Consider the following 24317-nt stretch of genomic DNA (forward strand, 5'->3'; position numbering starts at 1 on the left):
AGTTATTTATCCTCCAAGAGTTGTCGTTATTTTGTCAATCATAGATCCTGTTTCAGGGCTAACTTCTGTCCATATTTCAAACGCAAGCGCTCCTTGATGGACAAACATGCCGACCCCATTCAATGTGTGTGCTCCCCTTTTAAGGGCTTCTGCAAGGAATGCCGTTTCAAGCGGATTGTAGATAATATCGGCTACAACAGTTCCTTCAGATATGTTTTCCGGATTTAAAGGCATTCCTTGTTGTGAAAAGTTCATGCCAACGGATGTAGTCTGGACGATTAAACCGAATTCGGAAAGAGATAATTCTGCCTCCGCTACCGATAGAACCGCCGTATTAGAAAGTTCTTCCGCTAATTGGATAGCTTTTTCAAGTGTTCGGTTTGTGAAAAATATTGGCCCGTATCCAGCGTTATGAAGTGCAAAAGCTATACCGCGTGCAGCACCGCCCGCTCCGATAATAAGAACTTTTTTATCCTTACACTGCTCACCATAGGCTTCCTCCAACGACCGGACAAATCCCTTACCGTCCGTATTGGAGCCAACTAACGTGCCATCCTCGAGTACATGGACAGTATTCACTGCGTTCATTTGTCGCGCAGAGGGATCCAACTGATTAAGAAGCGGGATGATGGCACTTTTATGAGGAACTGTTACATTCCAGCCTGAACAACCCAAGTTTTTTAAGCCCTCTACCGCTTCCCGTAGTCTGTCTGCTGTTACACGTATTGGAATATAGGCCACGTCCATACTTTCTTCATCAAACCAAACTTCGTGCATACTCGGAGACATCGACTGTTTTATCGGATCTCCGATAACTGCATACCACTTTTTCAAAATGAGTCCCTCCTTAGATTAATGAAGGGCGTAGTACAACGTCTACCCCACGAGGTGCATGAATTGCGACTACCACATTAGGGTGCTGAATCGTGATCCAACCTAGCCCCGAAATAACAATATCCGTTTTCGCTTTTTTAATCGAAAATTCATGACGGACAAATGGCGGTAGCGTTTCAAGTGATTCACCAGATGGCGGAGATAGCATCCCACCAAGGTGTTCTTTGTACAAATGATCCGCATTGGAAAGCTTTGTTCGGTGAATCGATAAATCATTCGAAACATGAATTGTAAACGACGAACGGGCACCAGAAATAAAATCGAAACGCGCAAGACCAGCGATGTATAGTGTCTGTTCAGCGTTCAGCTGGAATACTGACGGTTTCAATTCTTTTTTAGGTGTGATTGCTTTCAAATCATTTGCATTTAAATGATGTGCTATCTGATGGTGATTAATAATCCCCGGTGTATCATAGATAGCTTTTCCATCCTCAAATGGAATTTCAACAAGATCTAAAGTTGTTCCTGGGAAATGAGAAGTCGTAATTACTTCACCAATACCAGTCGCCCCTTTAATTATACGATTGATGAACGTTGATTTCCCGACGTTCGTACAGCCGACTACATACACGTCTTTCCCACGGCGATGTTTATCAATCGCTGTGAGTGCTTCTTCCATCCCTTTGCCTTTATGAGCAGAAACAAGCAAAACATCGACAGGTTTCAAGCCAAGTTTAGACGCTTCAGCTTTCATCCAGTTGATAAGACGGTTCGGGTTAATTGATTTCGGTAATATATCTGCTTTATTACCGATTAATAATATATCTTTAGCACCAACAAAGCGGTGCAGACCGTTTATCCAGCTACCGTTGAAATCGAAAATATCGACGATTTTAACGACCAATCCATCTTTTTGACCAATACCATTTAAAATAGCAAGGAAATCATCGCCCGATAATGAAACGGGTTGTAATTCATTATAATTGCGCAGTCGGAAACAACGCTTGCAAATAACGTCCTCTTTTTCTAAAGAAGCTGGTGGCGTATAGCCTTCCAATTTTGGGTCTTCAGTTTGGATTGTTATTCCACAACCGATACATTTAATTTCTTCCAAGCTTATTCCTCCCACTTAATCAAGCCACGACGTTTCAAACCCGCCATGATCTTTCTTTCAATCTTCCTGTTGAACTTTGTGATAGCGGCGTCTGATGACGCGACTGGCACTACGAGTATCGTATGTAGCCCTTTTCTGTTGCCGCCGAGTATATCGGTCAGCAACTGGTCACCGATGACAACGACTTCCTCTTTTTTGACGTTCATAGAGGTAAGTGCCTTTTGGAATGATGTCCGCATTGGCTTGCGTGCATCATTTATGAATGGAATGCCGAGAGGTTCGCAAAAGGCTTTGACACGCATTTCATTGTTGTTCGAAACGATGGTAACCTGTATGCCTGCATCTTGCATTGATTGTATCCATTCGATGATTTCAGGTGTCGCATCAGGCCTGTCCCACGCGACTAGCGTATTGTCCAGGTCCGTGATAATCCCTTTAATTCCTTTATCTTTTAGTGCTTCAGGTTGAATATGAAAAATGTCTTTCACATACTCATCTGGCAAAAAATACTTATACACGATATCCACTCCGATATAGTACTTAATCTGAAACGATTATAACATAATAACGTGACTTACGTGCATTGATACGGATGAAGTTCAATATCTCTCCACTACATGACTCACATCAAGTAGACCTAAACAAGGACATCCTTTATCGCCTGTCCGACTAAAAAAACGGTGATACGGCAAGACCCGACCGCATATGCTGTCATACAACGACACAGGAGGTGGCCCGATGAGCGGGTTTGTCATGGCAATTGTTCAGCTATGGCTCGAAATTCCTGCAGTGATTGGCTATATTAGAGGGCAGGCTTTCCAGCGCCCTTTATCCAAAGAGGAAGAAGCAGCTTGCCTGCAACGACTTGCAGAAGGCGACGAAGATGCTCGAGATGAATTGATTGAACGTAATATGCGGCTCGTCGCCCACATCGTAAAAAAATTCCACCCAAAACATGAACTACTTGATGATTATATCTCAATTGGAACAATCGGACTTATGAAAGCGGTGAACAGTTTCACTCCGGATCGCAAAACGAAACTGGCCACGTACGCCGCCCGCTGTATTGAAAATGAAATACTCATGTATTTACGAACTCAGAAAAAGGTACAAAAAGACGTCTCCCTCTTTGATCCAATCGGTATGGATAAAGATGGTCAATCCTTGCAAATTGCTGATTTGCTTCAGACAGATGATGATTCCCCAGTCGATGCAGTCGAACAAAAAGAAAGAAAAGAAAGGCTGTACAGACATCTCGGAAAGCTTGATGGCCGGGAACTCGAAATCATTCAAAGACGATATGGTCTGTTAGATGACCTGCCTATGACGCAAAAAGAAATTGCCGAGCAGCTCGACATTTCGAGAAGCTATGTCTCTCGTATCGAAAAACGCGCAATCGTTAAACTGTATCAGTTATTCAAACATGAATACAATGATTTAAATTAAGAGACAAAAGCGCAAGCGCCTGTTCAGCTCCGACAAGTAGGAGGGATGCAGTACAATCCCTCCTGGATGGCCTGGAGTAAAAGGCGCTCTTTGCCTTTACCTACAGGACAGAAGCGATTCGAAGGGCTATGCGCTAGAGTCTAGACGTGAAATAGCTTCCTTTGCAGGTTGTCCACAGTACGAGATTATATAATTTCCCATGCAATAAATAAAAGGCGTTTCCATGCGGGAGTGATCCCAGCATAGGAAACGCCTCTTCTTTTACAGCTTAGTCCGCGCTAACCTCACGGGAGATGACAACTGCAATAATTGTTGTTGCGATAAACACGCCTGCCATTAAAAATAACATAGTTAAATCCCTCCTCGAAAAAAAATATCTGCAAGATCTATTCGTATATCTATCTTACCACGAAATGCTTAAAGTTTCGAGATGACTTTTAAAACAATATCTGTGGAATGACGTGCCGCAATAGGAAGGAACTCTTCGAAACTAATTGACGACTCTTTTCCTGCAATGTCTGATAGTGCTCGAATGACTACAAAGGGCGTACCAAATAGATGACATACTTGAGCGACAGCCGATGCTTCCATATCCGCAGCAATCATCAGAGGGAATGTCTCTTTCACTTTTTTCACATGTTCAGTATTGCTCATAAACGTATCACCCGAAGCAATAAGTCCTGTAGCATGTGCGTGTGCTCCAATTTCTTCGACAGCTGCACGAGCTACATCCACCAGTCCTAAATCTGCTGGATACGCTGCAGGTTGTCCTGGAACTTGACCATGCTCGTAGCCAAATGCAGTTACATCGACATCATGATGCCGCACTTCATTGGAAATAACGACCGTGCCAACATCAAGTGACTCATGGAATCCACCTGCTGAACCTGTATTGAGAACAATATCCGGTTTGTAATTGTTTAGCAATAGCGTTGTTGCAATCGCGGCGTTTACTTTACCAATCCCACTTTTCACAAGCACAACATCATGCTCGCCGATTTTCCCTGTGATGAATTCACACCCTGCAATTGTTGTCGCAAGACCTGAATCAATCTCTTCACGTAAAAGTGTTACTTCTTCTTCCATTGCACCAATTATTGCTATCTTCATAGTATTCCCTCCACTAAACTGCTTTTAATACTTAAAGTCCAATGTCGTCAATTTATCCATTTTCACAGGTTTCCAGCCTTCGCCATCCACCCATTCGAGGTAGACACGGTATTTCTGTGTACTATCTCTTGATGAAACGATTCCAATAGATTTTTGTGGCCCACCGCCGTTTTTAATCTTCAAAAAGATCATTGAGTCTTGTGCTAGACCAGTTGCATAGGCCAGCGCTTGTTTTTTCTCATTCCAATCGACTGACGAACCATCATACTGGGATACGTGATCGCCTGTTTGTGTCGTACCTACAGGTTTCCACGCGCTATCGGTAATTGTCTCGGCAATGACTGCGTCGTCTGAAGGAACGGATGTAACGGAACCAGGCTCGTCACTATCGTCGTCATTAGTTGTTTCGTTTGCTTGATCGGTTTCTGTCGTATTTTCTTTTTCAGACGTCTCTTCCTCCGTAGTTGGAGTACTATCTTCTTTCGCGCTATCCTTATCGTCTTCTTTAACTTCTTCTGCCCCATCTTCTATGACGGTGGTATCATTTGCAGTTTCTTCAATATCGCTCGGTTCTATATCACTCTTGTTGCCGGAGAATATTGCTACAGTGGCGACAACAATAAGTACGACAACAACCCCTATCATACTGTTTAATACTTTATTTCGATTACGACCTTTTTTCCGTTCAACTCTCGAGAGATCAGGTTCTCGTTTTGTCATACGCATATCAACTCCTGTTAAGATTTTGACGATTGCCAGTATGTAATAGACGAGTACCAACAAAATTTGTTTCATAAATTTCTATACAGATTGTAATAAAGTATTCCGTCGAATTCGCTGCAGCGCTCGAGTATGCCTCCCGCCCTAAGTCAGATAGCTTCGCCTTCAGTCATAGGGCTTCGGCTACCCCTGTTAAGGCGCCTTCGCTCAGTTTATATAGGTATTTCATTTATTTAACTTTAATCGTAAATCATAAAGCACGAAAGCCACCCTCACAATAGAGGGCGGCTATCAGTAAATCATTTAATATCAAGAATTGTAACTGACATCTCTCCGCCAGGTGTATTAATTTTCACTTGATCACCTTTAGAACGACCGATTAACGCTTTTGCAATTGGTGAATCATTTGAAATTAGACCTTCGATTGGATTCGCTTCTGCAGAACCTACAATCGTATACGTCTCTTCATCACCGTCTGGCAGTTCTTTAAATGTGACGGTTTTCCCAAGGCGTACTTCGTCAGTATTTAGTTCGTCTGCTGTGATGATTACCGCATTACGGATCATCGACTCAATAGATACAATTTTGCCTTCAAGGAAACCTTGGTCTTCTTTCGCGGAATCGTATTCCGAGTTTTCCGAAAGGTCCCCGTGACTACGCGCGATTTTTATGCGCTCGACAACTTCTTTTCGTTTAACCGATTTTAGAAAGTCAAGCTCTTCTTCTAACTTTTGTTTACCTGATGCGGTCATTGGAAATTTCTTTTCTGTAATCATTACACATATCACTCCCTAATATTCCTGTTCATAAAAATACTATGCCACTCCTACAGCAGGTATGCGACATAGTGCTAAATCTGTATAGAATTCTGTCATCATCATATTACAATTCTGTTCCAGATTCAAGAATTGTTTTTATTTTCGTAACCATTAGGTCAATTGCAACTTCATTATGGCCGCCTTCTGGAATAATAATATCGGCATACCTCTTCGTTGGTTCGATAAACTGGTTGTGCATTGGGCGGACGACGGACAAATATTGCTCGATGACCGATTCAATCGTTCTACCCCGCTCATTAATGTCACGCATAATACGACGAATGATACGCAAATCTCCATCTGTATCGACAAATAATTTGATATCCATCAATTCACGTAACCTTGCGTCCTCAAGTACCAAAATCCCTTCTAGGATAATGACATCTTTCGGTTCAATAATAATCGTCTCTTCAGACCTCGTGTGTAATGAATAATTATACACGGGTTTTTCCACAAACTTTCGGTCAATAAGCGTTTCAACATGATGAATTAGTAAATCTGTATCGAACGCCAACGGGTGATCATAATTCGTTTTTAACCGTTCCTCAAATTCCAAATGAGACTGGTCTTTATAATAATAATCCTGTTCGATAACGACCACAGAATGCTCTTTAAACACATCGTAGATTGAATTGGTAACACTTGTTTTACCCGATCCTGAGCCACCTGCAATGCCGATGACGAGAGGTTTTCTAGATTTCATTTCAAACTCCCTTTACGCATCAGAATATCCTGTCACTCTAGGATATCCACATTAATGTCTTATTATTTTTTTACCGCAATCAAAAGCCCGTCTCCAACCGGAAGCAAAGACGTTTCGTACTCCGAATTATTCATAACCCATGCAGTGAATTCTTTCAAGTTGCGTATCATCGTACGGTTTCGCCTTGGGATATCCTTATCTTCGAGCAGCACTATACCATGCATGAACATATTGTCGCAATAAATAACGCCCCCAGTAGTAAGGGTAGACGCATACTTTTCAAAGAATCGTTTATACTGCCCTTTGGCAGCATCAATGAAAAGCGCATCGTATGTGTTATCGAGAACTTCATCACTGTCAGTTAACAGTGCGTCCGCTTCAATTATAGCAATCCGTTGTTCAAAACCACTACGCGTGATGTAGTCAACCGCTTTCAAATACCGTTCAGTGTCTCTTTCAATAGTCACAATTGAGGCCTTGGGCAGTGCCCCAGCAATCCGGATTGCCGAATAGCCGATTGCACTGCCGATTTCAAGGATTCGTTCGGGATTTTGAATTCGTAATAAGCTAATAAATAAATCGATACCGTCATTATCCATGATTGGAACATGATGTTCAACAGCAAACTGTTCCATTTCGACAATGAGCGGATCTTTTTCTTTCACGAAACTTGCAACATATGTCTTATAGTTGTCCATTGCAATCATCTCCAGTTCAAGACCGTCAGTCCCCTGACAAATAAAGTGTCCGGTTTTTCAAATGTTGATCATAAGTATCCGTAAAATGATTGACACCTTTCTTATCAGCTAAGAAAAATAGATACTTTGTTTCAGAAGGGTCGATAACCGCTTCAATAGAAGACCTTCCAGCTCCCGCAATCGGTCCAGGTGGCAATCCTTTGACGACATACGTATTATAAGGATCTTCTATTTCAAGATCCTTATAGAGCACTCTATCTTTGTGCTCGCCTAGCGCGTAAAGGACTGTTGGATCCGTTTGAAGTGGCATATCTATCGCCAACCTATTGTAAAATACACTTGCAATCGTTTCCCTATCTGATTGCGCCGTCGCCTCTTCTTCAAGCAGTGAAGCGAACGTCAACAACCAATGAACCGATTTATCATTACTTTGCAAATAATCGAGATAAGGTGTTACATTTAGCGCAGTCCCCTGTATCATCGAATTAACTATTGTTTCCATAGATGGTTTTTCTTCAAAAAACGGGTAAGTTGCTGGGAATAAATAACCTTCTAACGGATATTTTATGTTCTCTGCTTTAATATCTTCTGTCAGGATTTTCGAATATTTCCCCATAAACAAATTGATTGTTGCTTCGTCATTTACATAAGCAAGGAATTCTTTCTCAGGAATACCGACACTTTTCTCGACGATTTTAGCAATTTGTTTCAAAGTAAGTCCTTCTGGAATAGTCATTGTAAAAACGGGTTCTCTATATACTTTTCCTGTTTTTAAACTTTGAATGATTTCATCAAGTGTCATCGATTTCGTTAAGCCATATGTCCCCGCTTGAAACTGGGAATTATTATTGAATTTCACGTAATATTTGAACAGACGGGCATCTTTAACGATACCTTTTGCTTCAAGTTTCACTGCAATAGTGTCTACACCAGACCCGATTGGAATTTCCACTTCAATGACTTCTTCGGAATTCGGATCGACGGGTTGAAGGGCCCCTGTTATGTATTTATATACGTAGCGGCCACCAATTAAGCCAATAAGCACTAGAACAAGTACGATTACTAGCACAATCCTTCTTACGATTTTCACTTCTTTCTTCTTTTCACGCATTCGCTCGAACATGATATCTTTTTTCGAACCATTATCCATGCGTAACCCACCTCTTTCGTTCGAAGCATAATAAGAAAAGCGCAAGGCGCCTAAAAGGAACGCAGCTTAAGTGCGCCACTTCCTGTGGCAACAGCTGCATGACCTACATCCTGTAGGCCCGCGACGGTCATAAGTCGATCCAGCGACGTGGCGCTCTTTGCCCGGGAAGGATGCAGTTCAATCCTAGCTGGATTGCTTATGACCCGAGCGGCTGGCGCCTGGAGTCTAGACACTGCTAAAGGTTCTAAACCTACACTTTCTTATCTCACAATGAAAAAACGGAACGGCCTGTACCGCACCGTCCCGTCCCGTCCGTGCACATATAATTTACTCTTCTTCCTCTTCTTCTTCTTCGTCCTCTTCTGCAAGGAACGTGTTCAACATTTCTTCAATCATTTCCCACTCTGCATCGTCTTCTATCGGCATTAATTCGCCGTCTTCATTGTCTTCAGAAGGTACGAAAGCAGATGCATGGATTTCGACTTCTTCGTCATCATCCGTATCTTCTTCGCCAAGTACATGATAAAGAACATATGATTTACCAAATTCCTCTGAATCAAATGTGAAGATTACTTCACATACGTGTTCCTCGCCGTTTTCATCTACAATCGTCATTGTTTCTTGTCCGTGTTCCATTACGATCACCTCATCTATTTTTTGAATCAAGATACCCTTGAAGTATCATGATTGCTGCCATCTTATCGATAACAGTCTTTCTTTTCTTACGACTAACGTCCGCATCGATCAACACGCGTTCGGCTGCCATCGTCGTCAATCGCTCGTCCCATAACGCAACAGGAAAGCCGAATGTTTGTTTCAGAAGTTCAGCATAATCTTGAGATGCTACCCCTCTTGGTCCGACTGTATTATTCATGTTCTTAGGGAATCCTACCACAAATCCGCTCACTTCGTATTCTTTCACGAGTTCCTGGATTCTTTCCATGCCAAACCGGCCAGCACCTTCATCGACCTTTACTGTTTCAATGCCCTGGGCAGTCCACCCAAGCGCATCACTGATCGCGATGCCAACCGTTTTGGATCCAACATCCAACCCCATTGTTCTCACTCTGTTTTCCCTCCGTTTTCACGAACGTAAAACTTCACAAGTTCTTCTAGGATTTCGTCCCGTTCCAACTTTCGGATCAAATTACGTGCATCATCATGACGTGGTATATAAGCTGGATCGCCCGAAAGAAGATAACCTACAATCTGATTAATTGGACTGTAGCCCTTTTCGTCAAGTGCCTTGTGCACATGAAGCATAACCTGTTTCACTTCTTGCTCCATTGACTCTTCAGGAAAGTTAAATTTCATCGTCTTATCGTATGACTCCATAATTGACACCCCGCTTTCTGATCATCCGTTTTATGAATCGGATATAATTACAATTCTAATTATACCCGATTTGATTCACCAGTTAAACAGATTTGACATAATCATACACGGATTGCAGGGCATCATCAAGTTTAGACACATCTTTCGCACCTGCCATTGCCATATCCGGGCGGCCTCCGCCTTTTCCATCGCACTGTGTAGCTACATGATTGACGATTTTACCTGCGTGATAGTTCCCTGATTTCAAATCATCTGTCACACCTGATACTAGCATAACTTTGCCGTCTGCCGCCGCACCTAGGACAATGACTCCCTTTGATAACTTCTGTTTCATTTCGTCCATCATCTGACGTAGTCCATTGTTATCTTTAACATCAACACGTGCAGAGATAACGGTAACGTCATCGATTTGCTGTGCAGATGCCATTATGTCCGCCAATTGACTATTTCCTAGTTTAGCAGATAGTGATTCATTTTCACGTTGAAGTTCTTTCATGTCCGCTAATACTGATCCAATCTTCGTCACAACGTCTTTTGGTTTCGATTTTAACAGGCTTGCAGCGTTTACAAGTACTTCCTCTTCATCTTTGAATGAACGGTAGGCCATCTGCCCAGTAAGAGCCTCTATGCGCCGTGTGCCTGCGCCGATTCCACTCTCAGATACCAGTTTGAACAAACCGATAACAGACGTTGATGTGACGTGACAGCCTCCGCAAAGTTCCAATGAGTAATCTCCAACTGAAACAACCCGAACCACTTTGCCATACTTTTCACCGAAGAGCGCCATTGCACCAAGTTTTTTCGCTTCGTCAATCGGTCTTTCTGCAATATCGACAGCGATGTCTTCCCAGATTTTTTGATTGACAATCTGCTCAATTTTCTCTAGTTCCTCTTTCGTCACTTGACCAAAATGCGAGAAGTCGAAACGCAGACGGTCAGGACCGACGTATGAACCTGCCTGGTTAACATGTTCCCCGAGTACTTCTTTCAATGCTTTGTGAAGAAGATGTGTCGCCGTGTGATTTCGAACCGTTAGTTTTCTAGCTGCTTGGTTTACTTCAGCTTGAACGGCTGCACCTTTATGCATTTCACCCGATCGAATGATTGCCGTATGCAAGTTTTGACCATTTGGAGCTTTTTGTACATCTTTGATATCCGCAACAAATGTTGAGCCGCTAATTATTCCTTTGTCCGCTACTTGTCCGCCGCTTTCCGCGTAGAACGGAGTGCGATCCAAGATGAATTGAATTTCATCACCTTCCGATGCAGTATCAACTAATGCACCTTCTAGTAAAAGTGTGACAACTGTTGCATCACATTGCAGTTGATTGTAGCCAATGAATTCGCTTGAATCATGAAGTTCACCAAGCACACCCGACTGAACATGCATAGAATCGACGTCTTGACGAGCTGCACGCGCACGCTTACGCTGGCTGTCCATTTCTGAATCGAACCCAGCCCGATCAACCGTAACCCCTGCTTCTTCAGCGAATTCTTCTGTCAACTCAAACGGGAAGCCATACGTGTCATAAAGGCGGAACGCGATAGCTCCAGGAACAATTGAAGTTCCAGATGATTTTGCAGTGTCGATCACACCTGAAAGAATTGTCATTCCATCCGTTAAAGTTTCATGGAAGCGTTCTTCTTCATTTTTGATAACTTTCATGATGAACTCTTTCTTGTCAGTCACTTCAGGATAGAAATCTTGCATGATTTCTCCTACAACTGGCACAAGTTCAAACATAAACGGCTTGTTGACGCCAAGCTGTTTTGCAAAACGAACGGCTCTGCGTAGCAATCTTCTTAGCACATAACCGCGGCCCTCATTGGATGGAAGTGCTCCGTCACCGATTGCAAATGCAACTGTACGGATATGGTCTGCAATTACTTTGAATGCGATATCTTTTTGTTCTTCTGCGCCATATTTGTCTTCAGTAAAGTTTTCGATAGTCTGCATGATAGGCATGAAGAGATCCGTATCGAAGTTTGTCGGAACGTCTTGGATAACGGATGCCATTCGCTCAAGACCCATCCCTGTGTCTATGTTCTTTTTCGGCAGTGGTGTGTATGTATTATCCGGATTATGGTTAAATTCCGAGAATACAAGATTCCAAATTTCTAGGTAACGGTCATTTTCTCCGCCTGGATATAATTCAGGATCAGAGAAGTCGGCACCGTATGCCGGTCCGCGATCGTAGAAAATCTCTGAGTTTGGACCACTAGGACCTTCCCCGATGTCCCAGAAGTTTCCTTCAAGACGGATAATACGGTCTTCTGGAATACCAACCTTATCGCGCCAGATTGCATATGCCTCTTCGTCTTCTGGGTGGATTGTGATGGATAGTAGTTCAGGATCAAAACCTATCCATTTTTCATTTGTTAGAAATTCCCATGCACGGATGATTGCTTCTTCTTTGAAATAATCCCCAATTGAGAAGTTACCAAGCATTTCGAAAAATGTATGGTGACGTGCTGTTTTCCCAACGTTTTCAATATCATTTGTACGGATTGATTTTTGTGCATTGACTATACGCGGATTTGTCGGAACTACGCGTCCATCGAAGTATTTTTTCAGCGTTGCAACGCCGCTGTTAATCCAAAGAAGTGATGCATCATCGATTGGGACAAGTGGTGCAGATGGTTCAACACTGTGACCATTTTCCTTGAAGTAGTCCAAAAACATGGTACGAATTTGTGACGTCGTTAGTTTTTTCATGAATGAATCCTCCTTTTTAATTGAAAACATGTGATTGTGAAGTGTGGAGAGCCTCTGGTTGCAACTTTCGGATTCTAATTGCAACTTCGTGGTTCTAATTGCAACTTTTGATTTTTAATTGCAACTATGGAAACGTAATTGCAACACCGGATTTCCGGGCGCGACGCCAAGATGTAAGTGCATATTGCTAAAGGAACGCAGCCTAAGTGCGCCGCGTCCTGCGGCAATAAGGAGGGATGCAGTTCAATCCCTCCCTGCGGGCACAAAAAAATCCCCGCCCCTAATGCAAGGGACGAAGATGTTAGTCTCGCGGTACCACCCTAATTACCGGACGAATTGAATCCGGCATCTCTGGTTGCCTTAACGCGGCGGACGGCAGGGATGAGCTGCACTCAGGAGTAGCTTTTCAACATTTTCGCTCGAGAACCCTTTCAGCCAAGGGGCTCTTTTCTGGACGAGTAAACTTGCCTACTTTCTCCGTCAACGTATTTCATATAATTGGTTTGTCTCGTATCAGTTTCTAATTGGATTATAGAAAAGTTCCGCCTTATTGTCAATTGGAAGCTTCGTGAAATTCATAAGGCGTTACCCCTTTCATACCAATCAGAGGATCGATTGCCAGGAAAGTATCCATTGTAAGTGCAAAAATGATTGGTTCCGAATCAGTTGAACTAATATTCGCCTCATTAGAAACCTCAACATGTTCAGACTCTAAAACACCAGCAGCTACCGGTTCTACGACTTCGCCATTCAGCCGCTCTTTTAATGTCGTCTGTCTCTCCATTTCATCGGTCCGCGCTATTCCTGCCCTGAACTCTTCGGGCTCGCCGCAGAGGATAAGGAAGTTTTTCGCACGCGTGATGCCTGTATACAGCAAATTACGTCGCAGCATTTTACGATGACTACGGACGATCGGCATAATAACAATCGGGAACTCACTGCCTTGGGATTTATGTATCGAACAGCAATAAGCAAGTGTCAGCTGGTTAAGATCATTGCGTTCATAGGTGACTTCAATGCCATCGTACGAAACAACGAGCAGTTCTTTTTTATCGATTGTTTCTTTCGCTTTGATAATCGCAATGACTTCACCCATATCACCGTTGAAAACATTACTCTCGGGTTGATTGACAAGTTGAAGCACTTTATCACCAATTCGGTAAATCGCTTCGCCAAAAACCACTTCTTTACGTTTGGGTCCAGGCGGATTGACCATTTCCTGAATCATTTTGTTCAAACCATCTATCCCCGCAGGCCCCCTATACATCGGCGCAAGAACTTGGATGTCTTTAATGGGGTGACCTTTGGCAATGGCGTTTTTCACGACTTGCTCGACAACTTCGAGGATTCGATCGCTGCCCGCTTTGATAAATGAGCGATCCGATGTTTTCTTTGTAATGTCGTCTGTCCATTCTGACCTTTTAATCATATGAGCCATCTCAATAATTGACGAGCCTTCACTTTGTCGGAATACTTCAGTCAGCTCAATGATAGGAACTTTGCCGGAATCTAGCATATCTCGAAGCACTTGACCGGGTCCGACAGGCGGTAGCTGGTCTTGGTCCCCGACAAATAACAATTGGACATCATTGGCAAGCGCCTTTAATAGCTGGTGGGCAAGCCATGTATCGACCATCGACATTTCATCGATAATAATGAGACGCCCTTCAACTTCCCGCTCAGTCTCTTCATCCTTTTCTTGTCCGTTGAATCCGAGCAACCGGTGAATTGTCATTGCAGGTAATCCAGTCGATTCCGACATACGCTTTGCTGCACGACCAGTCGGCGCTGCTAATACTATCGGGAATGGTTCTTTCTTTTTGGCATACTCTTTCGGGTCGAGCGACAATCCGTGAAGTTCTGCATAGACTTCGACAAAACCACGAATAACTGTCGTTTTTCCGGTTCCAGGACCGCCCGTTAAAATCATTAATGGCGAATGAAGTGCTGTTTCAATAGCTGCCACTTGTGTTTCTGCATAATTAACACCCAGCCGCTCTTCAACTTCCCCAACAGCTGTTCTAATTTCCGATACAGGAAATTTATCCGCTGTGTCATTTTCCATAATGCGCTCAAGCTTCGCAGCGATGCCAATTTCTGAAAAGTAAAGGGACGGTATGTATAATCTTCGTTCTTCAGCAGATAGTTTCCCTTCCTCGACAAGCACAATAATTGCCTGGGAAATATCAGCAAATGGAATATCAATGCGCTGGCTCATTTCAAGCAGGCGTTTGATATCAGGCAAAACGGCTTCCGCTTCGACGTATACATGACCCGCTGATTGCACCGCCTGGTTCATCGAATGAAGAATGGCTGCTTTGATTCTTGAGGGGTGGTTTCCTGTAATGCCTAGATTCTTACCGAGTTCGTCCGCACGCTGGAAACCTACCCCTTCGATTTCTTCAATAAGCCGATATGGATTTTCAGTCAGCAATGAAACAGACTCTTCACGATACTTCTGATAAATGCGCATTGCGATTTGCGGTCCAAATCCCCATTCATTCAATTGGATGATTGTTCGCTCAAGCCCCATATTTTGTTCGAGGACAGAAACAATCGTCTCTTTCCTCTCATCGGATAACTTCGGTACCATGCCAAGGACAGATGGATCGTCCAGGATCTTTTTAATCGCATCCTTGCCTAGCTTTTTAACAATTGTTTGAGCTGTCTTCATCCCGATGCCTGGAAACAAATCGCCTGACAAATAATGGACTAGCCCTGTTTCTGTTGCAGGCATCTCTTTCGCAAAGGTATGCACATCGAACTGCGCACCGTATGTCGGGTGATTAACGAGCTTACCTGTAAATTTGTAGTCATCTTCCGGATTTAGCCGCGGAAAACTGCCTTTAACGATGATTTCTTTATCTTCATTCCCACTATTGGTTTCACGAACTTTTAATTTCGCGATTGTAAAAAGGCTGTCGGGGTTATGGAAGATTGTCACCACTGGCCGTCCAATCAAAAAGATTTCATCCGTATTTCCCGCCATGTTGTTCCCTTCCATCACCGCCACCCCTTCTTATTTTCCTTCTTCGCCTAGCTTGATCATGTCATATATATAGCGTGCCTGAATATGCTCTGGATCGATTGTGAATGCTTTTTCGAGATGATCAAGCGCATCTTGTTTCTGTTCTGTCGACACTGCATATAAAAAACCGAGGTTATAATGGGCATCGGCACTTGCGTCGTCCTGTTCGATGATGAACTTGAATTCATTCCCGGCTTCTTTAAATAACTCTAAATTAGCGAGAACAATCCCGTAAGATAACCGGATTTCAAGATCATCCGGCGCTAGTTCCGTCGCTCGCTGTAAATAAGGCAGCGCTAATTTTTCATTACTTGAACGTTCAAGACTTTTCCCGAGCATGAAATAAGCGTCCGCCTCTTCGACACCTTTGTGAACTGCCTTTTCGTATAATTTAGCTGCTTCTTCAAAACGATCTTTATTGTAATAAAGATTGGCAAGACCGTAAAACGCAGTGCCAGCTTCAGCATCAAGCGTAATCGCCTTTTGGAAAAACGGTTCTGCCCTTTCAGCATCTCCAAGTGAAGCGAAAACATTCCCTAGATTGATATAACCGACTGCATTTTCGGGGTCCTTTTCGACCCCTTGCATAAATGATTCGACTGCTTTTTCATACTCACCATTCTGTAATGCGGCGATTCCAATTTCATTGTATTCCATAGTTAACTACCCCTTATCCAACATAATCAAGTTGTTTGCCGTTTTTGAAAACTGTATCGATTGTTCCCCCGCCAAGACATTCGTCTCCATCATAGAAAACGACGGCTTGTCCAGGTGTGATTGCACGCACCGGTTGTGCAAAGCTGACGATTGCATGTCCGTCTTCAGTCAGTTCAACTGTAACGTTTGTATCTGGTTGACGGTAGCGGAATTTCGCTGTACAACTGAATGTTTTCGGCAGTTCACGTACAGTCGAAAAACTGACGTCAATTGCTGTCAAACTGTCAGAATAAAGTGCATCGTTATCGAAGTTTTGACCAACGAGAAGAATGTTTTTTTTCAAATCCTTGCCGATAACAAACCAAGGTTCTCCTGCTCCGCCAATTCCAAGGCCGTGACGCTGACCAATCGTATAGTACATAAGCCCGTCATGACGACCTACATTTTCACCTTCCATCGTCGTCATATCTCCTGGTTGAGCAGGAAGATATTGACCAAGAAATTCCTTGAAATTCCGTTCTCCGATGAAACAAATACCCGTGGAATCCTTTTTCGCTGCTGTCGAGAGCCCTGCTTCAACCGCTTTTTCACGAACTGCACTTTTTTCCATATTGCCGATCGGGAACATCACTTTTTCTAGCTGAGCTTGTGATAATTGATTCAAGAAATAAGTTTGGTCTTTATTCGCATCTTTCCCGCGTAACATTGATACGCCGCCATCTACTTCTACGACCTGTGCATAATGACCCGTCGCTAAATAATCTGCACCGAGACTCATTGCATGCTCTAGAAAAGCTTTGAACTTGATTTCTTTATTACACATGACATCGGGATTCGGTGTACGCCCCGCTTTATATTCTTCAAGGAAATACGTAAATACTTTATCCCAATATTGTTTTTCGAAATTGACCGCGTAATACGGTATTCCGATATCATTACAAACACTGATAACATCTTCATAATCTTCAGTTGCCGTACAGACACCGAATTCGTCCGTGTCATCCCAGTTTTTCATAAAAATACCGATAACTTCATAGCCTTGCTCTTTTAGCAGTAGTGCTGCAACGGACGAATCTACGCCGCCCGACATGCCGACAACGACGCGAGTTTCTGCTGGTGATTTACTTGTTTTCATTCTATTTTCCATCCTTTATATTTTCATTTCACAGACCGTTTGACGATTTCAGCTGTTAGTTCGGCTGCTTCCTTAATCGTTTCCTCAGTAAGACCGAGGCCAAAACTAAATCGGACCGAATTGCGTAACTTAGAAGACCCTTCACCAAACATGGCAGTCAAGACATGTGACGGGTCAAGTGAACCTGCAGTACATGCAGACCCGCTGGACACAGCAATACCCGCCATATCGAGATTCACGAGGAGCGACTCAATATCTGTCCCCGGGAAACTGATATTCAGTATATGCGGCAGTTTTTCCGCACTTTTCACGTTCATTTCATAAATGACATCTTGTTGATTAAACACGTCAGTCATAATGGTCGCGTAGTTAGAATAATTCACAGTGTTTTGTTTCATCGCATGTTGCGCAATCGATACCGCTTCAGAAAAAGCAACAATCGCTGGAATATTTTCCGTTCCCGCGCGTCGTTTGCGTTCCTGTTCGCCACCGAAAAGAACTGGTGTTGTATCAAGTCCTTTACGCTGATAAAGAAAACCTATTCCTTTTGGACCGTTCAATTTATGAGCTGAAACGGATAACAGATCAACGCCGAGTTCATCCACATGAAGTGGAACGATTCCATAAGCTTGAACTGCGTCCGTATGGAAAACGGCTTGGTGTTCTTTCAGAATAGCCCCAATTTCACGGATCGGCTGAATTGCACCCACTTCGTTATTGCCATACATAATCGAGACGAGAACCGTTTTATCTGTCAGTGCTTTTTCCACTAGTTCCGCAGTTATTTGTCCATTGTCATCGACTTCCAAGTAGGTTACTTCGAAACCTAGCAGTTCTAGTTGTTTACATGGATTTAAAACAGCGTGATGCTCACTATTCGTCGTGATAATATGGTTACCTTTGGCTTTCATCGCCATAACAGTACCAAAAATCGCGGTATTGTCGGCTTCAGTGCCGCCCGATGTAAAAATGATTTCCGATGGTTCTGCATGAATCGACTGCGCCAGCGTTTTTCGTGCATCATCAAGACATTTTCGCGCTTCTCTTCCAAAACTATGGATGCTGGAAGGGTTACCGAAAGTAGATTTAAGTGTTTCTATATAAGTAGCGCTTACTGCCGGATGAACCGGTGTCGTCGCCGCGTGGTCAAGATAGATTTTAGTCATAATAAGACTCCTTTAAATGTAAAACATATAACTATTGCGTTCATCTTTTTCACCCGATTTCATCAAATCTTCAATCGTTGTTGTATCGAGGACACTGCGAACCGCTTCACCTATTCGTTTCCAAAGTTCTTGTTGCGGAATATCGGATCCCTCTAGCCCTTCTACAACTTGGATGGGTCCTTCAAGAATCCGGATAACATCACCCGCAGTAATTTCTGTCGGCGGCTTAGCAAGCATATATCCGCCATAAGCGCCGCGAACACTTTTCACAATTCCACTGTTACGGAGCGGTGGAATTAGTTGCTCAAGATATGCTTCAGACAATTTCTGTTCTTCCGCAATTTTCCTTAGCGGTACTGGACCTTCTCCGAATTTAGAGCCAAGCTCAACAACAATTGTTAATCCATATCTGCCTTTTGTAGAAATCTTCATATCTATCCCGTCCTTTTACGATTGCTTCAAAATATTATAGCATAACTGACCTGCAAGCTTCCTTAATATGATTTGCGTTTGTCTAACGTGTATACTAGAGGAACGGATGTACTAGGTCAGGAGTGAATAATTTGCATAATGAACCATTGGCGTTTCGAATGCGCCCAAGAACTATAGATGAGATTGCTGGACAAAAGGATATTATTGGTGAAAAGACGGCGCTGTACCGAATGATAAAAAATGGTCATGTACCTTCAATGTTGTTGTACGGCGAACCGGGAATCGGTAAAACGTCACTTGCCCACGCAATTGCCGGTACTTGCAATCTGCCTTTCATCGCCATGAATGCGACAGTTTCGGGGAAGAAAGATGTCGAAGACGTAGTTGCAGAATCGCGAATTACAGGGAAAGTTCTACTATTCTTAGATGAAATTCATCGTTTCAATAAATTACAGCAAGATACATTACTGCCACACGTCGAAAGCGGCGCAATCGTCTTGATAGGAGCGACAACGGAAAATCCTTACCACGACGTCAATCCCGCCATACGTTCCAGATGCGGTGAAATCCGACAATTATCCAGATTAGAACCTGAAGATCTAATGGAAGTACTCCAAAATGCTATGTCGGATGAAGAACGCGGGCTTGGGAAAATGGTGATAGACATAACAGCTGTTCAGCTTACCTTGATTGCAGAAGGCGTCAACGGTGATGCTCGCAAAGCGTTAACTGTTCTTGAATCTGCTGTTTCTGCCAGTGATGAAGTCGATGGCAAAATGGTCATTGAAGACTGGCTACTTGAAAACTTGCTTGGACGCATCGGTTTATTCGGGGATAAAAAAGGCTCTCATTTTTATAATTTATTGTCCGCACTTCAAAAGTCGGTCCGCGGCAGTGACGTCAATGCCGCTATCTATTATCTCGCAAATCTTCTCGAGACTGGCGATTTAATAGCTGTAAATAGGCGCTTGCTTGTGATGGCTTATGAAGATATCGGATTAGCTTCACCTGAGGTTGGACCGCATGTACTGGCGGCGACAGAAGCTGCGGTGAAGCTTGGTATGCCGGAAGCACGTATCCCTCTCGCAAGCGCTGTTATCGAAATGTGCCTGGCCTCTAAATCGAATTCAGCTTATAAAGCATTCGACGCGGCTGTAAAAGCTATTAACGAGGGCAAAGTAGGAGATATTCCATTACATTTACGGGACGCACATTATGCCGGTGCAGCAAAGCTAGGTCACGTCGGCTACAAATACCCGCATGACACACCGCTCGGTTCGTTCGGAGGGTGGACTAACCAGCAATATTTACCCGATAAATTAAAAAACACGGAGTTTTACAAGCCAGTTATGGCAGGCGAAGAAAAAAAGATGGCCGCAATTTATGATAGGTTGAAAGAATTTCGAAAAAAGAAGTGACAGTGTAAAACCCATCCTAAATGAATTCACCTATATAGTTGGCACTTAACAAATACATTGTTCTTCCAACACCGCTTTGTTGCTAGATTTGTTCGTTAAGCGGGTGAGTATACCACCTAGTTAACTCTAAATAAGTAGTGCTTAATAGATAGCAGGGTTTTCAAGTATAAATTACCCTCTAAGTGTCTGCATCTCCAATGCGATGTGAATATCTCCCAGATTACGACACCTTTCAGAATGAAAGGTTCGTGATGTCACAACCAGTTTCTTATGCAGGGTATACGTTTTCGGTCAACATAGTATGTTCGATGTAGTTGTAGGGTTCTTATCTATTGAAAAAGTAGGGAAACCATTCTTCTGGTTTCCCTACTTTTATTTTCCAGGTTCTTTTTTAGGAGCCTGAATGATTGGTTGCTCGGCTGCTGTAGAAATTTCTTCCTTAGCCCTTTTTACTTTCAGTTTAAAATATTCGTCAACAGCTTGCTGGATAACCTTATTTTGTGCGCCACTCGTGTGATCTCCCGGCTTTGTAGTAATGTTTGGGATAAGGATTGCATAAGCAATTTCCGGATTTTCGTAAGGTGCAAAACCAACGTGTGATAAATTGATTGTTGATTTCCCTGAGCTAAATGCTTGTGCGGTTCCCGTCTTCCCTGCTCCATCATAGTCTTTTCCAGCAAAAAGATTCGAGGCCGTTCCTTTAGGTTCATAATACACGTAATGCATACCACGCTTCACTTGATCAATTTCCGCATCAGTACTCTGAATTTTGTTTAAGATATTGACCTCTGTTTCTTGGATTAGAGGTCCCAGAATTTTACCGTCCTCAGATGGTTCGCGAATTTCTTTTAATACTTTCGGTGCTATACGATAACCACCATTTGCAATTGTTGAGACGTATTGAGCCAGTTGAAGTGTTGTATAAGTATCGAACTGTCCGATGGATAAATCCAATAAAATACCTATTGAATTACTATCGCCAATCAGACCGCCTGACTCTCCCGGTAAGTCAATTCCGGTTTTTGTTCCAAGTCCGAAAGACGCAAAAGATTGTCGGAACGTATCGAATGCAATTTTTCTAACACGTGCGGAGTCTTCTGAGCCTTTGTTAGAATTCGCCATAGCTAATGCAATACGAAACATATATACATTCGAAGACCTACCGATTGCTTCAATATCAGTTACAGCAACCCTAGAGTTTTGATTAAACAGGGATCTTTTTGTAATACCACCGACTCTAATTGGTTCATCTATCTTCGTTTCGCCGATACGTACTACACTTTCCTGATACCCCGTAAGAAGTGTTGCCATCTTAACTGTTGATCCCGCCTCGTGAAGTGCAGTGAACGCACCAAATGCGTAGTCCCATATTTCGAACTTGCCTGTTTCCGAATTAGTAACAACTTGCTTGCCAACAAGTGAAAGTACTTCACCGTTATTCGGATTCATCATAACTAGGAAAGCCCTGTCCAATTCTCCGGTATTTGGCCCTCTTTTCAATTCCAACAGTTTATCCGATACAATATTTTCAAGTATCTGATTCAGTTCACTATCAATCGTCAGAATAAGATCCTTGCCAGGTTCGCCTTGTCGGATCGTTTTCGTTTCTACGATACGCCCGCTCCGATCTTTAATATTCTTAACAATTGTTTTTTGCCCTTTTAATAATTCTTCATAATATTGCTCAATATAACTTTTTCCAACACGGTCATTTCTTGAATAGTCCCGCGCCAAGAAATAATTCTCACGAGATTTAGGAATACCTTCAATGGGGCTAGTGGTTGTCCCTAGAATCGCATTGTCTGATCTCCTCACACGTTCCCAATCTGTCGTTGTATCAACGCCTGGCAACTCTCCTAGGCGTTCAGATACAGTTGCGAATTCCTCATCCGTCACATTTCCACTTTTCACTATTTGTGGGGAGTACGCATAGCCCGACATCATTTCCCTATAAATCGCAAGTACTTCTAGCTCCGCTTCCGTGAAAGAATTAATTTCCTCTTTCGTAATTCGTTCTCGAGTAAGACTATTAATCTTAAGCTGCAATTCCGTCCGCGAAAGCTCACTATCCTTTTCAAGTCGCTCTTGTTCCTTTTGAGAAACTTTTTCCGATGCTGCTTTTGAATTCTTTAAAATCCAAAAGTCCCTCTTATCCCCAGTAGTGATCCTTTTTGTCTCTTGTTCAATCAAGATCGCAAGATGCTCAGCGACTTTTAGCATATCTGCTGAAGTCGTCGACGTCATTTTCGTATATGTAATGGCGTTTTTCGGATCGTTATCAACCAGAACACGCCCCATGCGGTCAAATATTTTTCCCCTTGGCACGCTTGAGTTGACTGGAATTTCTTCTGTTTTTTCCAACGCAAGGGAATACTCTTCACCTTTAAAGATTTGTAAATAACCAAGGCGAAAAATGAGCAATGAAAAAAGAACAAAGATTGAAAAGAATAGGAAGTTCATTCGGAATACGACTTGTTTTCGTTGGCTTATTTTAGCCTGATCCGCCTTGCGTATCTGTTTTTTCATAACACCCCTCCCTTTCTCAGTTACTTATTTTGAATTGTATCGTTAATATTAGAACTATTACGTGTATTGACTTTCGCGGAAGTATTTAACTCTATTACTAAATAAGAATCGGCTACCCTTATAGAGTTCCGAATCGGTCACAAATTTACCACATGTGCTTTCCAATACCCCCCTCACCAATAGCTCGAATGGTTTCTTGTTTAGAACAGTTAAAAAGGAGACTATTGAAAATAACACGTTTATTCCGCACGTAAAATACCCCTCTATACTTTACCTAAAAACTTCATTCTTATAGTGGATACTACGACTGAGAGAGGAAGGTTGATCAACTATGGTGCCATAGAGCCCATTCGTTAGTCCGACTCCAACAACTGCGGTGCATCACAAACTGTCGCATCCAATATCGGTATCACTCACGGCAGATTAGTCCTACTCTGGTTACTGCACCAGCCTTGCCTCTATTCTTTGATGGATGGAGCTGTTTTCTGATTTATCTATCCATTTAACATGATCCTTCTCAAGGCTCAGTCTTTATTCGTTATGCGCTAGTAGTTTTTTATCTTCATGGAAGTTGAAGTACAAAAGAGGTTACTTTAATTTAAAACGGTCCATTTTGTTGGTCCTGTCGTGCTATTTCCCGTAGAGTATCGGCTCCCGCTGCGTTCTGATTCAATGACTTTTCCTGTTCATTAAAATCATATTTTCGCCCAGTTAATAAATCAACAAGATAGCTGGCTACAAGCAAAGTTACAACGAAACCCCAGAAAACCCACATCACCCAATGCATTACATTCCCTCCCTTTTCAATATATACGTTGCGTTCTGCTAAAAATTACGTTTGTTTTACCAATTAAAGTAATCTGACCATCTAGTTGAAGAAGTAGATATTAATTAGAAAAACTCATACTTCTGTTTCTAACGAATTCGAGTATATAGAAATTAATGATTGTAATTATTGGAATAAAAAATACCAGTACTACTATACCTAAACTACCTAAAAATCCTTCTGTCTGTTTATGAAATGTATTAACGTCCAACTTGTAAAGTAGGATTGTTGCTATTGACAAAACAAGTGAATTTACACCAAATGCAACTAACCTCGCTTGCCATTTTTTGTTTTTCATTTTTAATAACCAAATAGAACTTAGCGTAGAAGCGAGTAAAGAAAATACCAAAATAATGATAAACACTATTTTCACCCCTCCTAACTTAAGTAATCTGCCCTGTTCGTCAAAAAGCGTTCCTTATAGTTCTGTCACATTATCAAAAAGTATCAGTTCATCATTAACTAAAACTCAACGTCGATGAATT

General features: G+C 42.5%; 23 protein-coding genes. 2 read left to right on the plus strand and 21 right to left on the minus strand.

Features of this window, described 5'->3' with window-relative positions; genetic code table 11:
• Positions 1-6: 6 nt before the first annotated feature.
• From aroE to I2484_RS06880, 3 genes are read right to left on the minus strand one after another with little or no spacing between them, the layout of a single operon-like run.
• Positions 7-834, minus strand: a complete 828-nt coding sequence (gene aroE, locus I2484_RS06870) for a shikimate dehydrogenase (RefSeq protein ID WP_207150307.1) — start codon at positions 832-834, stop codon at positions 7-9.
• A 13-nt stretch (positions 835-847) separates the two neighbouring features.
• Positions 848-1948, minus strand: a complete 1101-nt coding sequence (gene yqeH, locus I2484_RS06875) for a ribosome biogenesis GTPase YqeH (protein ID WP_207150308.1) — start codon at positions 1946-1948, stop codon at positions 848-850.
• 2 nt (positions 1949-1950) lie between these two features.
• Entirely contained in the window at positions 1951-2469 is a 519-nt protein-coding gene (locus I2484_RS06880; protein ID WP_207150441.1) for a YqeG family HAD IIIA-type phosphatase, read from the minus strand.
• A 217-nt stretch (positions 2470-2686) separates the two neighbouring features.
• Here I2484_RS06880 and sigK point away from each other — a divergent pair, with 217 nt between their 5' ends.
• Positions 2687-3394, plus strand: coding sequence for an RNA polymerase sporulation sigma factor SigK (gene sigK / locus I2484_RS06885; RefSeq protein ID WP_207150309.1), 708 nt, complete (start codon positions 2687-2689; stop codon positions 3392-3394).
• Between the two features lie 417 nt (positions 3395-3811).
• Here sigK and mtnN read toward each other — a convergent pair whose 3' ends face one another.
• The 15 genes from mtnN to cymR all read right to left on the minus strand — a co-directional run bounded on the left by mtnN (position 3812) and on the right by cymR (position 19062).
• A complete protein-coding gene (mtnN, locus tag I2484_RS06890; RefSeq protein WP_207150310.1) occupies positions 3812-4504 on the minus strand; it encodes a 5'-methylthioadenosine/S-adenosylhomocysteine nucleosidase in 693 nt (230 codons plus the stop codon).
• A 24-nt stretch (positions 4505-4528) separates the two neighbouring features.
• A complete protein-coding gene (locus I2484_RS06895; RefSeq protein ID WP_255551173.1) occupies positions 4529-5224 on the minus strand; it encodes a YrrS family protein in 696 nt (231 codons plus the stop codon).
• 299 nt (positions 5225-5523) lie between these two features.
• Complete coding sequence (greA, locus tag I2484_RS06900; protein ID WP_207150311.1) at positions 5524-6000, minus strand: transcription elongation factor GreA; 477 nt, start codon at positions 5998-6000, stop codon at positions 5524-5526.
• Positions 6001-6106: 106 nt separating this feature from the next.
• Complete coding sequence (gene udk, locus I2484_RS06905; RefSeq protein WP_207150312.1) at positions 6107-6745, minus strand: uridine kinase; 639 nt, start codon at positions 6743-6745, stop codon at positions 6107-6109.
• A gap of 62 nt (positions 6746-6807) precedes the next feature.
• Positions 6808-7443: an O-methyltransferase gene (locus I2484_RS06910; RefSeq protein WP_207150313.1), complete on the minus strand. Its 636-nt coding sequence runs from the start codon at positions 7441-7443 to the stop codon at positions 6808-6810.
• 25 nt (positions 7444-7468) lie between these two features.
• Entirely contained in the window at positions 7469-8593 is a 1125-nt protein-coding gene (mltG, locus tag I2484_RS06915) for an endolytic transglycosylase MltG (RefSeq protein WP_207150314.1), read from the minus strand.
• A 327-nt stretch (positions 8594-8920) separates the two neighbouring features.
• A complete protein-coding gene (locus I2484_RS06920) occupies positions 8921-9229 on the minus strand; it encodes a DUF1292 domain-containing protein (protein WP_207150315.1) in 309 nt (102 codons plus the stop codon).
• 10 nt (positions 9230-9239) lie between these two features.
• A complete protein-coding gene (gene ruvX / locus I2484_RS06925) occupies positions 9240-9659 on the minus strand; it encodes a Holliday junction resolvase RuvX (protein ID WP_207150316.1) in 420 nt (139 codons plus the stop codon).
• A complete protein-coding gene (locus tag I2484_RS06930; RefSeq protein WP_067208264.1) occupies positions 9656-9928 on the minus strand; it encodes an IreB family regulatory phosphoprotein in 273 nt (90 codons plus the stop codon). Before I2484_RS06930 ends, ruvX begins: the two co-directional genes overlap by 4 nt.
• Before the next feature lie 82 nt (positions 9929-10010).
• The gene (gene alaS / locus I2484_RS06935) at positions 10011-12644 is read right to left on the minus strand and encodes an alanine--tRNA ligase (RefSeq protein ID WP_207150317.1); all 2634 of its coding nucleotides are present in this window, start codon (positions 12642-12644) and stop codon (positions 10011-10013) included.
• A gap of 553 nt (positions 12645-13197) precedes the next feature.
• Positions 13198-15648: an SF1B family DNA helicase RecD2 gene (gene recD2, locus I2484_RS06940; protein ID WP_255551175.1), complete on the minus strand. Its 2451-nt coding sequence runs from the start codon at positions 15646-15648 to the stop codon at positions 13198-13200.
• A 15-nt stretch (positions 15649-15663) separates the two neighbouring features.
• Positions 15664-16329, minus strand: a complete 666-nt coding sequence (locus I2484_RS06945) for a tetratricopeptide repeat protein (RefSeq protein ID WP_207150318.1) — start codon at positions 16327-16329, stop codon at positions 15664-15666.
• Between the two features lie 13 nt (positions 16330-16342).
• Entirely contained in the window at positions 16343-17464 is a 1122-nt protein-coding gene (gene mnmA, locus I2484_RS06950; RefSeq protein ID WP_207150319.1) for a tRNA 2-thiouridine(34) synthase MnmA, read from the minus strand.
• Between the two features lie 23 nt (positions 17465-17487).
• Positions 17488-18630, minus strand: coding sequence for a cysteine desulfurase family protein (locus I2484_RS06955; RefSeq protein ID WP_207150320.1), 1143 nt, complete (start codon positions 18628-18630; stop codon positions 17488-17490).
• A 12-nt stretch (positions 18631-18642) separates the two neighbouring features.
• The gene (cymR, locus tag I2484_RS06960) at positions 18643-19062 is read right to left on the minus strand and encodes a cysteine metabolism transcriptional regulator CymR (protein WP_207150321.1); all 420 of its coding nucleotides are present in this window, start codon (positions 19060-19062) and stop codon (positions 18643-18645) included.
• Between the two features lie 131 nt (positions 19063-19193).
• Here cymR and I2484_RS06965 point away from each other — a divergent pair, with 131 nt between their 5' ends.
• On the plus strand, positions 19194-20480 hold the full coding sequence (locus I2484_RS06965; RefSeq protein WP_207150322.1) for a replication-associated recombination protein A: 1287 nt from the start codon (positions 19194-19196) through the stop codon (positions 20478-20480).
• Between the two features lie 372 nt (positions 20481-20852).
• On the opposite strand, the gene I2484_RS06970 is transcribed toward I2484_RS06965, so the two are convergent.
• From I2484_RS06970 to I2484_RS06980, 3 genes are all read right to left on the minus strand, one after another.
• The gene (locus I2484_RS06970) at positions 20853-23006 is read right to left on the minus strand and encodes a peptidoglycan D,D-transpeptidase FtsI family protein (protein ID WP_207150323.1); all 2154 of its coding nucleotides are present in this window, start codon (positions 23004-23006) and stop codon (positions 20853-20855) included.
• Between the two features lie 598 nt (positions 23007-23604).
• A complete protein-coding gene (locus I2484_RS06975) occupies positions 23605-23793 on the minus strand; it encodes a hypothetical protein (protein WP_207150324.1) in 189 nt (62 codons plus the stop codon).
• Between the two features lie 100 nt (positions 23794-23893).
• Positions 23894-24196, minus strand: coding sequence for a hypothetical protein (locus tag I2484_RS06980; RefSeq protein WP_207150325.1), 303 nt, complete (start codon positions 24194-24196; stop codon positions 23894-23896).
• Positions 24197-24317 lie beyond the last annotated feature (121 nt).

Source organism: Sporosarcina sp. E16_8 (genome assembly GCF_017347095.1).
In the GTDB taxonomy this organism is placed as follows: domain Bacteria; phylum Bacillota; class Bacilli; order Bacillales_A; family Planococcaceae; genus Sporosarcina.

Bases quoted from the DNA above. Each gene is read 5' to 3' on its own strand.
- sigK (WP_207150309.1), top strand. From the start codon at position 2,687: ATGAGCGGGTTTGTCATGGCAATTGTTCAGCTATGGCTCGAAATTCCT.
- mtnN (WP_207150310.1), bottom strand. From the start codon at position 4,504: ATGAAGATAGCAATAATTGGTGCAATGGAAGAAGAAGTAACACTTTTA.
- I2484_RS06895 (WP_255551173.1), bottom strand. From the start codon at position 5,224: ATGACAAAACGAGAACCTGATCTCTCGAGAGTTGAACGGAAAAAAGGT.
- greA (WP_207150311.1), bottom strand. From the start codon at position 6,000: ATGATTACAGAAAAGAAATTTCCAATGACCGCATCAGGTAAACAAAAG.
- udk (WP_207150312.1), bottom strand. From the start codon at position 6,745: ATGAAATCTAGAAAACCTCTCGTCATCGGCATTGCAGGTGGCTCAGGA.
- I2484_RS06910 (WP_207150313.1), bottom strand. From the start codon at position 7,443: ATGGACAACTATAAGACATATGTTGCAAGTTTCGTGAAAGAAAAAGAT.
- mltG (WP_207150314.1), bottom strand. From the start codon at position 8,593: ATGGATAATGGTTCGAAAAAAGATATCATGTTCGAGCGAATGCGTGAA.
- I2484_RS06920 (WP_207150315.1), bottom strand. From the start codon at position 9,229: ATGGAACACGGACAAGAAACAATGACGATTGTAGATGAAAACGGCGAG.
- I2484_RS06930 (WP_067208264.1), bottom strand. From the start codon at position 9,928: ATGGAGTCATACGATAAGACGATGAAATTTAACTTTCCTGAAGAGTCA.
- alaS (WP_207150317.1), bottom strand. From the start codon at position 12,644: ATGAAAAAACTAACGACGTCACAAATTCGTACCATGTTTTTGGACTAC.
- recD2 (WP_255551175.1), bottom strand. From the start codon at position 15,648: ATGGAAGGGAACAACATGGCGGGAAATACGGATGAAATCTTTTTGATT.
- I2484_RS06945 (WP_207150318.1), bottom strand. From the start codon at position 16,329: ATGGAATACAATGAAATTGGAATCGCCGCATTACAGAATGGTGAGTAT.
- mnmA (WP_207150319.1), bottom strand. From the start codon at position 17,464: ATGAAAACAAGTAAATCACCAGCAGAAACTCGCGTCGTTGTCGGCATG.
- I2484_RS06955 (WP_207150320.1), bottom strand. From the start codon at position 18,630: ATGACTAAAATCTATCTTGACCACGCGGCGACGACACCGGTTCATCCG.
- cymR (WP_207150321.1), bottom strand. From the start codon at position 19,062: ATGAAGATTTCTACAAAAGGCAGATATGGATTAACAATTGTTGTTGAG.
- I2484_RS06970 (WP_207150323.1), bottom strand. From the start codon at position 23,006: ATGAAAAAACAGATACGCAAGGCGGATCAGGCTAAAATAAGCCAACGA.
- I2484_RS06975 (WP_207150324.1), bottom strand. From the start codon at position 23,793: ATGCATTGGGTGATGTGGGTTTTCTGGGGTTTCGTTGTAACTTTGCTT.